The sequence below is a fragment of the Ruegeria profundi genome, assembly GCF_049800715.1.
Classification (GTDB): domain Bacteria; phylum Pseudomonadota; class Alphaproteobacteria; order Rhodobacterales; family Rhodobacteraceae; genus Ruegeria; species Ruegeria profundi_A.
On sequence record NZ_JBNAFO010000030.1, the window covers coordinates 1 to 10,459 of the forward strand.

Annotated in this window: 10 protein-coding genes; 6 read left to right on the plus strand and 4 right to left on the minus strand. The window is 56.9% G+C overall.

All coding sequences use genetic code 11. From position 1 onward, the window contains the following. The coding region (hmgA, locus tag ACP15L_RS22785) for a homogentisate 1,2-dioxygenase (protein ID WP_425085871.1) at window positions 1-1,313 on the minus strand (1,313 nt) is incomplete at its 3' end. Window positions 1,314-1,370: 57 nt separating this feature from the next. Between hmgA and ACP15L_RS22790 the strand changes: the two genes are divergently transcribed. The 3 genes from ACP15L_RS22790 to ACP15L_RS22800 all read left to right on the plus strand — a co-directional run bounded on the left by ACP15L_RS22790 (window position 1,371) and on the right by ACP15L_RS22800 (window position 4,549). Then, window positions 1,371-1,811 carry a MarR family winged helix-turn-helix transcriptional regulator gene (locus ACP15L_RS22790; RefSeq protein WP_425085872.1) on the plus strand — a complete coding sequence of 147 codons (441 nt, stop codon included), beginning with the start codon at window positions 1,371-1,373 and terminating at the stop codon, window positions 1,809-1,811. A gap of 59 nt (window positions 1,812-1,870) precedes the next feature. After that, entirely contained in the window at window positions 1,871-3,127 is a 1,257-nt protein-coding gene (locus tag ACP15L_RS22795; protein WP_425085873.1) for an adenylate/guanylate cyclase domain-containing protein, read from the plus strand. 81 nt (window positions 3,128-3,208) lie between these two features. Beyond that, a complete protein-coding gene (locus ACP15L_RS22800) occupies window positions 3,209-4,549 on the plus strand; it encodes a serine hydrolase domain-containing protein (RefSeq protein ID WP_425085874.1) in 1,341 nt (446 codons plus the stop codon). A 160-nt stretch (window positions 4,550-4,709) separates the two neighbouring features. On the opposite strand, the gene ACP15L_RS22805 is transcribed toward ACP15L_RS22800, so the two are convergent. Next, window positions 4,710-5,705 (minus strand): hydrogen peroxide-inducible genes activator, encoded by a 996-nt coding sequence (locus ACP15L_RS22805; protein WP_425085875.1) that lies wholly within the window; start codon window positions 5,703-5,705, stop codon window positions 4,710-4,712. A 63-nt stretch (window positions 5,706-5,768) separates the two neighbouring features. On the opposite strand from ACP15L_RS22805, the gene ACP15L_RS22810 reads away from it, so the two are divergent. Continuing rightward, window positions 5,769-6,455, plus strand: a complete 687-nt coding sequence (locus tag ACP15L_RS22810; RefSeq protein WP_425085876.1) for a GNAT family N-acetyltransferase — start codon at window positions 5,769-5,771, stop codon at window positions 6,453-6,455. 56 nt (window positions 6,456-6,511) lie between these two features. Here the strand turns inward: ACP15L_RS22810 and ACP15L_RS22815 are convergent, their stop codons facing one another. Further along, window positions 6,512-7,321, minus strand: a complete 810-nt coding sequence (locus ACP15L_RS22815; RefSeq protein WP_170463159.1) for a division plane positioning ATPase MipZ — start codon at window positions 7,319-7,321, stop codon at window positions 6,512-6,514. Between the two features lie 217 nt (window positions 7,322-7,538). On the opposite strand from ACP15L_RS22815, the gene ACP15L_RS22820 reads away from it, so the two are divergent. Both ACP15L_RS22820 and ACP15L_RS22825 read left to right on the plus strand, forming a co-directional pair. Continuing rightward, window positions 7,539-8,426, plus strand: coding sequence for an AEC family transporter (locus ACP15L_RS22820; RefSeq protein WP_425085877.1), 888 nt, complete (start codon window positions 7,539-7,541; stop codon window positions 8,424-8,426). An 80-nt stretch (window positions 8,427-8,506) separates the two neighbouring features. After that, a complete protein-coding gene (locus ACP15L_RS22825) occupies window positions 8,507-10,093 on the plus strand; it encodes an MFS transporter (RefSeq protein WP_425085878.1) in 1,587 nt (528 codons plus the stop codon). A 122-nt stretch (window positions 10,094-10,215) separates the two neighbouring features. Here the strand turns inward: ACP15L_RS22825 and rpmE are convergent, their stop codons facing one another. Further along, entirely contained in the window at window positions 10,216-10,437 is a 222-nt protein-coding gene (rpmE, locus tag ACP15L_RS22830) for a 50S ribosomal protein L31 (protein ID WP_170380502.1), read from the minus strand. Window positions 10,438-10,459 lie beyond the last annotated feature (22 nt).

Genomic DNA, 10,459 nt, shown 5'->3' on the forward strand with positions numbered 1-10,459 from the left:
GCCCAGCAGTCAATATAGTCGTCCTGCAAAGGGGCCTCGGTTGCGGCGAAGGCAGTCAGATGCTGTGGAAAGCGGGTTTCGAACATGAAGGACATCGTGTGGTCCAGCTTGTCCGGCCCCAGATTGGCGTTTGAGGCTTTTTCGAACGCTTCGCGATCCGGACCATGCGGGATCATCATGTTGTGTAGGCTCATGCCGCCGGGAACAAAGCCCTGAGGTTTGGCGTCATACTGGCCGTAAATATTGCCCATCAGCTCGGACATGATGTTCTTGTGGTACCACGGCGGGCGGAAGGTGTCTTCGGCCACCATCCAACGTTCGCGGAACAGGACGAAGTCGATATTGGCCGTGCCTGGCTGGCCCGATGGGGCTGTCAGGACGGTGAAAATCGACGGATCCGGGTGGTCGAACAGGATCGCTCCGACAGGGCAGTAAGTGCGCAGGTCGTATTTGTAAGGTGCATAGTTGCCGTGCCATGCCACCACGTCCAGCGGGCTATGACCGATCTGAGTGACGTGGAATTGCCCGCACCATTTGATCGTCACGGTTGAGGGCACCTCTCGGTCCTCGAACGCCGCGACGGGTGCTTTGAAATCGCGCGGATTGGCCATGCAATTGGCACCGATCGGTCCGCGGCCCGGCAGTTCGAATTTCTGCCCGTAATTCTCGCAGACAAATCCGCGTGCCGGACCTTCCAGCACTTCAACACGGTAGAGCAACCCGCGCGGCAGGATCGCGATTTCCTGTGGCTCCAGATCTATGATCCCCAGCTCGGTCACAAAGCGCAGGCGGCCGTCTTGCGGTACCACCAGCAGCTCGGAATCGGCCGAGAAGAAATAGTCATCCACCATCGAGTCGGTGACCAGATAGACATGGCTGGCCATGCCGACCTGCGTGTTCACATCCCCCGCCGTCGTCATGGTGCGCATTCCGGTCAACCAGCTCAAAGGGGCGTCAGAATGCGGAACCGGGTCCCAGCGATACTGGCCCAGGCTGATCACATCCGGGTCGATACAAGGCGCGGATTTCCAATAGGGCAGGTCGATTTTCTCATAGCGATGCGAATGCTTGACTGACGGGCGAATGCGATAGCACCACGTCCGCTCGGGTGGGTTGGCGGTGAAGGCCGTGCCGCTGAGCTGTTCGCCGTAGAGGCCATAGTTGCAGCGCTGCGGGCTGTTCATGCCCTGCGGTAGCGCGCCAGGCAAAGCCTCGGTCTCAAAGTCATTAGCCCAACCGGGCATATAACCAGGATGCGTTCCTACAGGTGTGACAGCCTGCGTCAGACCATGCGGTTCAGCCTTGTTGGACATCTTGAACTCCTCGGTTTTCTGCTTGTGAATTATTAGTTGTTTTTGTAACTAACAAGCATGTCCCAAGAAAAAGATGATTTTGATCTGCAGAATTTTTTGCCGTTCTTGTTGAATCAGGCAGCCGAGGCAGCCTCATTGGAGTTTCAGCGCCTCTACAAGGAACGCTATGGCATGCTGCGCAGCGAATGGCGGGTGCTGTTTCATCTGGGTGTGTTCGGCACTCTGACCGCGAAAGAGATTGGCAAGCGCGCGAAACTGCACAAAACCAAGATCAGCCGCGCGGTTCATAAGCTGGAACAAAGCCGCTACCTCAAGCGCACAAGGGATGAGGACGACCGAAGGGTCGAATGGCTGACGCTGACGCCCGCCGGTCAGGCCGTCTATCGTGAACTGAGCGGTATCGCAGAGCGCTATGACGCGAAACTGGCGGGCGCATTCTCGGAAGAAGAGGCCGCCTTGCTGAGGAAAATGCTGCGGCGACTGGCAGGGATGGCATAAGGTCTAGTAATTTCCATGACGCGGCCCACATTCAGGGCAGTACTTTGACGGACACTTCTATGACCTCTTCTGATCCCATCTTTGATCTAATCGACTGGCTTGTTTCCAAAGGGCTTGAAGGGGCTGGTCAGGAAGAATTGCTAGACGGCTTTTGCAACCGCCTGATTGATCTGGGCCTTCCGCTGATGCGATTCCACGCGGCGCAGTCGACGCTGCATCCGCTTTATGGCGGCACTGGCTATAGCTGGTATCGGGATTCCGGCGGGGAATCCGAGCGGTTCGCAAACACCGACACCCCAAGCGAAGTCTGGCAACGCAGCCCTCTCTATGCGCTTTTGCATGAGGACATGGATGACCTTCGCGTTCGACTGGTTGATCAGAACGAACCCAGCCGTTTCCCCTTGTTGAATGACCTGCGCGAGATCGGAGCGACGGATTACTACGCAACGGGCGTGTCGTTTGAACGCTCCGAACAGGTGCGTCCGGCGGGTGAGAAAAAGATCGGTGACGGAGTGCTGATGTCCTGGACCAGCGACGCTCCCACCGGTTTTGATGACAGCGATCTGGGGAAAATCCATGTAGCTCTGCCGCATCTTGGGCTTGCGTTGAAATCCGCCAAGAACCAGACCATGGCCAAGGATCTGATGCGCGTCTACCTTGGACGCGATGCGGGGCGGCGTGTCCTATCTGGCGAAATCCGTCGCGGTTCGTTGCAACAGATTGATGCGGTAATCTGGAATTTCGACCTCGAAGGCTTCACCACCCTGTCCGAGGATATGCCGGGTCACGAGATCATCGACATGCTGAACGACTATCTGGCCGTTGCCGTGGGCGTGGTACACGACAATGGTGGCAACATCCTAAAATTCATGGGTGACGGGCTGATGGCCATGTTCGACGTGGGAGAGAGCGATGCCGATGCCCGTGCGGCTCTCGCAGCCGTAGCCATGTTGCAAAGCCGGATGGAAGAGCTGAACGCGCGACGACTGGCAGATGGGCAGAGGGTGGCGAATTTCACCCTGGCGCTGCATTCGGGTGAGATCCTCTATGGCAATATCGGATCAGAAACCCGGCTGGATTTCACGGTGATTGGCCCGGCGGTGAATCAGGCGGCGCGGATTGCCGGGATGCACCGGTCGTTGGGCCAGAGGATTCTCGTCTCCGACGACGTCGCCCGCGCCGCACAACCTTGCAGCCAGGAACTGATTTCGGTCGGGCGCTACATGTTGCGCGGTGTGAACGAACCGAAAGAGCTTTTTACGATCTACAGCCCCATGCAGGTCTCGGACGAGACAGAGATCAAGAACGCAACGTAACGGTGGCGCAGCGCCCGTCGTGGTGAAACCTTCTGGTCAAATGGATAAAAGGGGCGGGCCGCTTAGGTCCGAAAGGGGCGCATGTTCAGGAAGGTTCTAAAATACGCGGTTGCTACGTTGGCGCTGGCTGTTGTCGCAGCAGGTGGCTACCTGTGGATCGCGCCTCCGGATCTGTTGAAAGTGGGCACCAATTACTCGGCCAAGATCGTCTGTTCGAACGTGTTCCTTGCCGGGCGCGACGCAGAGACTGTGCTGCAAAGCGATGTTCAGGCGCCGGGACATCCCTTGCTGAAACAGGTTTCGGTTAGCGTTGACGAGCAGAACCAATCGGTTGAGGCGCGGATGTTTGGCTTCTTTGCTCCGGCCACATCGCAATATCGGCCCGGTTTGGGATGCACCAATGTGCACGACGCACAGCTTTCAGATCAAACGCTGCCCGAACCCGCGCCCGTACCCAACGGTCTTTGGCCGCATGGAAATGAGGTGGTTCTGTCCGAGAACCCCGCGCTGACTGATGTTTTGTCGGACCCGTCCTTGCTGGGCGAGGGCTACCGCGCTGTCGTGGTGGTCAAAGACGGGCGCATCATTGCCGAGGCTTATGCTGATGGCTTTGATGCCGAAACCCCTTTGCTGGGATGGTCGATGACCAAAACGATCACTGCGGGGCTAATTGGTACGCTGATCCAGTCGGGCGACATGGCGCTGGGCGATGATCTTACGGACGTTTTCCCAGATTGGGCCGGGGACTCGCGCCGCGACATCACGGTCGAGGACATGCTGGCCATGTCCAGTGGCCTGCAATGGGATGAAGAATATGGCGACGTCTCGGACGTAACGCGAATGCTGTATCTCAAGGATGACATGGTCGATTTCGCCGCCGGACGCCCAGCCGCCTATCCCACTGCGACCGAGTTCAGCTATTCCTCGGGCACGTCCACAGTTCTGTCGCGGGTGTGGCAGGGCCAGCTTGACGAGGGCGACCTCGGCTACCCGCGCACAGCACTATTCGACCCTCTGGGCATGCACTCAGCTGTGATGGAGACCGATGGGGCAGATACATTCGTGGGTTCAAGCTACATGTACGCCACCGCGCGCGACTGGGCGCGCTTTGGGCAGTTTCTGCTGCAAGGCGGTGTTTGGAAAGGGCAACAGATATTGCCCGAAGGCTACACCGATTGGATGTTTGAACCTGTCGCAATCTCGGACGAAGCTTATGCCAAAGGGCATATGTGGCTTGACGGCCCACGTGGCGAGCCGCAATTCGAGGACACCGTCTGGCTGCAGGGCCATGACGGCCAATCCGTCGGCATTTTTCCTTCGCAAGATATGGTCGTAGTGCGTTTGGGGCTGACGCCGTCACGGTTGGGATATTCGCCACTGCCTTTGGCCAAGGCTCTGATCGCGGCTATGGGTGATGGCTGAGTTGCTGCAGCGTACAGACAGCAGTCGCAGGTTTTCCTCTTGCTCGGACCTGTTGCGTCGATCTCCGAAAAGAGATGCCAGCGCGGATCGGCCAAAATCGGGCTGCTATCCTGAAGAAGAAGCACCTGCTCGCAGGCAAATCGGTCCGATCGCACTCCTTCTAGCCTTCGATGCTGACCAGCCCCGAAAACTCTTTTCTCGCGACACTTAGAATAATCTCCGAAAGGAAGGCGAATGTCTTGTGGTGACCGCTGGACTTTCGCCAAACCAGACCGATGGACCTGTTCAACCGTCCCGGGCGATAGGGCACCAGAACCACATCTCCGCCGACCTCAGGAATTTCAGATGCGGCGTAAAGCGAGGGAAGAAAGGACACGCCGATATTCATCGCTGTCATCTGCCGAATCGCATCAAGACTTGTGCCTTCGTAGTCGTAAAGGAGGTTGGCCCCCAAGCTATTGGCGAGGTCTGCAACTTGATTGTGAAGCGTGAAACGACGAGAGAGAGCCAGAATGTTCTCACCCTTCAGATCTTCGTCATTGGCTATTTCTTTTTGGGCGAGACGGTGATTTCGGGCCACCGCAAGTTTCAGAGGTTCCCGAAGCAGGCGCAGGATCGTGACGTCTGACGAGCTCACTGGCAGTTGCGTCAAAATTAAATCGTGCACCCCGCTTTGAAGCTCCTGCAACAGCTCGGATGGCGCCCCATCTCGCACCGTCAGTTTTAGGTTCGGGTGGTTTTCATGAAGGTGGTGAAAAACACGTGGCAAAAGGTACGGACCGAGGGTTGGTGATGATCCTAGTCGGAACGTGCCCGCAAGCTCGGACTTCATCCGACCTGACGTCTCTTGCAGCAAAGCGACCTCCGATAAGATGCTCCGGGTTTTTTCCAGTACTTCGCGCCCTTCAGGTGTCAGCACTGCTCCGGCTCTGCCGCGCTCGACCAGTTTCAGTTCAAGCGCTGCTTCGAGATTGGCAATCTGCAGGCTGAGAGATGGCTGGCTGATACCTATCCGCTCAGCGGCTTTTCTGTAGTGACCAGTTTCGGCCAGCGCTCGGAAGTAAGTCAGTTGTTTTAGTGTCAGCTGTAAGCTCATTGATAGGTTTTTCCAATCAAAATTTCTTGCACAATAGGCTATTTTATTGAGCTGAAACAACCATCATTAGATCGTGACCTATTTTAGAGCGCTTGTTTTCGGTGCGTTTGCTCGGAGGATTTCATGAACATTCAAAACGAATTTGCCAAAACGGACGATGTCCGTGCGTTTCTAGCCTCAGTCCACTTGCCAACTTCGCGATCGCAGGGTGTCCTTTCACGGGACGAAATTGACTGGTGCAAGATGCGTGGCATCGAGTTGGCATATGATCCTGTGCAAATCGGATGGGTGCCTCTGCTCTGTGAAGATGACATATCTGAAACCTCCAGCCGGCCTCAATCTCAGCAAATTCGGTTGCGTCCCTGGCAGGCGCAGGATGCAGCTGACTATGCTGCCATGCTCTCGTCAGAACGATTGTGGCAATATTTGCCAGATCGATACCCGGGTGCAATTAGCGAGGATGACGCGCGCCAGTTGATCGAATTGACGGGTGAAGACCATCACGAAGTCGTAGCCGCTACGATAAACGACACTGTCATCGGACAAGCCCGAATGCTGAGGGTGGGACAAGACAGCGCCGAAATTAGCTATTGGATCGGCGAGCAGCATTGGGGCAAAGGGTATGCCAGCTCCATCGTAGCGCAATTCTGCACACAGTGCTTGCGTCTAAACCCTGAGATTAGTCGGCTTTTTGCGGTTGTGCACGAGAGCAATTTTGCGTCTCAATCGATCCTCAAGAAGTGCCGCTTTGCCGAGATCTCTCGTGACACTGTCTGGATAACATTCGAGCGCTTCCGCCGCGCGTCTTAGGCTGTCGTGCCCGATTGGGGTTGCCAGGTCTGGCGAGTAAGCGGTTCAAATAGCGCTTAGAAGTCGATCTCGACGCCGGGCAAGTTCAACTCGCGCATCATGTCGCGCAGCTCCTGACGCGCGGCGATGTTCGAGATGTTCAGCTGTTTGACGCCGATATCTTTGAGGTCCAGCAAAGTCAGGCCACGGGGAAAGAGCTCGCGGAAGATGACCCGCTCGGAAAAGCCCGAAGCGACGCGGAACCCGATGCGTTGCGACAGCATCTCGATCGCGCGTTGCATTTTTTCCTTGTTGACCATGCGCTGAGTACCCACCCGGTTGCGCACGACGACCCAGTCGATCGGTTTCAAACCAGCCTGCGCCCGTAATTGCCGCGCGTTCCAAACCATTTCGGAATAGACCGAAGGGCCGAGGATCTTCTCACCTTTGGAGTCAATCCGGGCTAGCAGGTCGAAATCAATGAAACTGTCGTTCAGTGGTGTGATCAGCGTATCGGCCAGCGAATGCGCCACTTGGCTGAGGCGGGTATGTGAGCCGGGGCAGTCGATCAGGATGAAATCGCTGTCATTCTCAAGCTGCGAAACAGCCGCCGACAGACGATGGTCATAGATGTTCTCGCCCGGTTTCAGGGTGCTGGCGTCGATCTCGGGCAGGTCGTGATGACGTGGGCTGGGCAGGGTCGCTTCAGCGTTTTTCAGAAAGTTCGCCCGGTTCTCGAAATAGCGGCCTAGGCTGCGCTGTCGCAGGTCCAGATCCAGCGTGCTGACCTTGCGGCCCAGACGCGCCAGAGCGGTGGCCACATGCATGGAAACGGTCGATTTACCTGCGCCGCCCTTTTCGTTCCCCACTACGATGATATGTGCCATGCCGTCGTTCCCAAGCCCTACCGTGTTTGTCCACACGTTGTTATGAGCCACTATATGTTGTGTCAGCGGGGAAGAAAAGAACCTCGGAGCGTTGTTTCGACCAATAACAGGCTCTAATTTGGAAAACCCAATCGCTTTGGCAGTTTAGAACGCCATGCTTGCCAAAACCGGGTCCGTGATTCACTCTTTAATCGGGGATCGGACAGGAGGATACCGGTTGGAGCAGCTGTTCCTGAGCGTTCTGAACGTGGTTTTACCGGTCCTGATTTGCGTGGGCATCGGGTATGGACTGGCGATCAGCAAGTCTCCGTTTGACAATAAGGTGGTCGGAGGGATCGTCTCGCGGGTCGGCTATCCGACCCTGATCCTATCGCATCTGGCAGGCACCAAGCTGAATGTGGGCACGTTTCTGGATATGATGAGCGCCGCCGCGCTGGCGGTGGCCAGCTTTGGCGTACTGGGTTTTGTGGCGCTGCGGTTTCTGCGCCTGCCTGTAAGGGCGTTTCTGACGCCTCTGATGCATGGGAATGTGGGCAATATTGGCCTACCGATCACTCTGCTGGCGCTGGGCGATGCGGGGATGGCCTACACAATGGCCTTTGTCGTCGTTGTGCTGATCAGCATCTTTACCGTTGGCATGTGGATCCCGGCGGGTGTGTTCTCGGTCAGAAAGTTGGTTACATCGCCGATCATCTATTCCGTGGCCCTGTCGCTGATCCTGATGGCTACAGGGACCAGCCTGCCGCAACCGATTGTCAAGTCCTTCGATATCCTCGGCGGGTTGTCGATCCCTCTGATGTTGCTAACACTGGGCCACACGCTGGCAACGCTGCGGATCGCCAGTCTGGGGCGCGCCGTCTTGCTGACCGGGCTGCATCTGGTCATGGCTGTGGGTATCGCCATGGGGCTGGTCTGGCTCTTCGGCTTCACAGGCGCCGAGCGCGGCGCCTTGATCCTGTGCTGCCTGATGCCGTCCTCGGTGGCGACATACCTGTTCATCGACCAGCACGTACCGGAATACGGCCCGGATGTCGCCGGGTTCATCCTTGTGTCTACCCTGACCACCATACTCGTTCTACCGCTGGCCCTGACCTATTGGATTTGACGTAAACCCTATGCGTGGCTGCAAAAATCGCTAAACTACTGATAAATTGCGGTAAAGAGCTACAAGCTCAGGGTGAAACGATGAACGGAAAGACGCCGACAGACGTAACCCCACAAGCCCGCGCCCGCGTGGTGCTGGCGATGACAGCAATCTGCATGATGGTTGTGGGGTTTAACACCACCGCCGTTGCGACGATCCTGCCCAACCTGAAAGCCGAATTCGACCTGACACCGTCTGGCCTGCAATGGGTAATGGCGATCTATACTGTCGCCAGCGCCTCGCTTGTAACCATCGTTAGTCGTCTGGGCGATATCACTGGCAAGATGGGGGTTTTCTTCTTTGGTATGGTCGTCTTTGCCTTCGGATCAGGCTCGGTCCTGTTTGCGCAAGACGCAACCATGCTGTTAATCGGGCGCGGTGCGCAGGGAGCGGGGGCAGCGGCGTTGTTCGGAACTTCTCTTTCCCTGCTGACAGCGGCGACACCTGAGGAACAGAGAGCCGGTGTCACCGGTTTCTGGGGCGCGATTGTCGGGCTGGCTATCGGAGTTGGTCCCATCGTAGGCGGTGCCTTTGGGCATTACATTAGCTGGCGCGCGGTGTTTGCCGCCGATCTGGTTCTGCTGGTCGTGGCCTTCACCATTGGATTGCATGTCAGCAAACGGAAGTACGTGCCTGACACACGCCTTGCCGGGGCACGATTCGACTATCCCGGAGCAGTTGCCGTTCTGTTGTTTCTCGGGCCGCTGTCCTTTGCGCTTAGCAATGGGGAAAGCAGCGGGTGGAGCACGCCTCTGACGCTATTACCGCTGGCTGTGGCGGCCCTGGCGACCGTCCTGCTGGTGATTGTCTCGCGTCGCAGTGATGACCCGTTGATCGAGCTGCGGTATTTCCGCCATCCGCGTTATTTCATGGCCGCCGCGGGAATGTTCTTTACCGGTTTCACGCTTTTCTGTTTCTTTGTCTATTTCAACACATTTGTGCAATCGCCAGATGCCTTTGGCTATACCTCCATCGGAGCTGGTTTGGCGATCATGCCGCTGAGCCTCAGCATGTTTGTCATATCTGTCACCGCGCCTCGCTTTCTGGCGCCCTACAGTTTCCAGTGGCCGGTTGCGATTGGGCTGGGGGCAATGGCATGTGGGTTCCTGTTGCTGACGACAGTTTCGAATACCACGCAATATTCCGAGATCTGGTGGAAGCTGCTGATCGTCGGGATCGGCTTGGGTATCTGTTTCTCGCTTCTGCCACGCCTCGGCCTGCGCCTGCTGCCCGAAGAGCATGTTGGACAGGGCTCAGGCGTGATCAACGCATGTCTCTATTTCGGAGCCACCTTGGGGGCAGTGGTCGGTGGGTTGGCAGAGTCCATCACCATACGTCGTGGCTTGTCCGAAGTGATTAACGCACTGCCCTCTGGATCAACGCAGCGTGCTGATCTGGCACATGCGCTAACCCACGGCAAACCTGGCGAGGTCCAGCAGTTACTAACTAGCCTAGAGCCGACCGCAGGAACAGCTCTGGCTGAGGCTCTGCGGGATTTGCAGGACAACGCCTTTGACAGCGCGATGGTGGTCGCCGCGATTGCCGCTCTGATCGGGATGGTTTTGGCGCTGCTGCTTCTGCGCGGACCAGTGCCGCCGCTGCACAGTGCTGTGGAACTGACGAAGTAAGAAAGTCATCGATACGATCTTCTTTTGGAAACAGGTCCGCGTGGCGTGCATCACTCATTTGGTCGGAAACAAAAAAAGGCCGCCCCCAAGGAACGGCCTTTCGAAATCGAACGTGGCAAGACTTAGAAGCCCAGACCTTCGTATTTCTTTTTGAACTTCGACACGCGGCCGCCGGCGTCCATCAGGCGCGACGAACCACCAGTCCATGCGGGGTGCACGGAGGGGTCGATTTCCAGAGCCAGCTGATCGCCTTCGCTGCCCCAGGTGGATTTCATCTGAACAACGGTGCCATCGGTCATTTTGACGTCGATGACGTGATAATCGGGATGGATGTCTTTTTTCATCTTTCCGTTCCTTACGCTTCGG

Coding starts and splice junctions, on each gene's coding strand:
- ACP15L_RS22800 (WP_425085874.1), top strand. CDS start 3,209: ATGTTCAGGAAGGTTCTAAAATACGCGGTTGCTACGTTGGCGCTGGCT.
- ACP15L_RS22795 (WP_425085873.1), top strand. CDS start 1,871: ATGACCTCTTCTGATCCCATCTTTGATCTAATCGACTGGCTTGTTTCC.
- rpmE (WP_170380502.1), bottom strand. CDS start 10,437: ATGAAAAAAGACATCCATCCCGATTATCACGTCATCGACGTCAAAATG.
- ACP15L_RS22815 (WP_170463159.1), bottom strand. CDS start 7,321: ATGGCACATATCATCGTAGTGGGGAACGAAAAGGGCGGCGCAGGTAAA.
- ACP15L_RS22790 (WP_425085872.1), top strand. CDS start 1,371: ATGTCCCAAGAAAAAGATGATTTTGATCTGCAGAATTTTTTGCCGTTC.
- ACP15L_RS22825 (WP_425085878.1), top strand. CDS start 8,507: ATGAACGGAAAGACGCCGACAGACGTAACCCCACAAGCCCGCGCCCGC.
- ACP15L_RS22810 (WP_425085876.1), top strand. CDS start 5,769: ATGAACATTCAAAACGAATTTGCCAAAACGGACGATGTCCGTGCGTTT.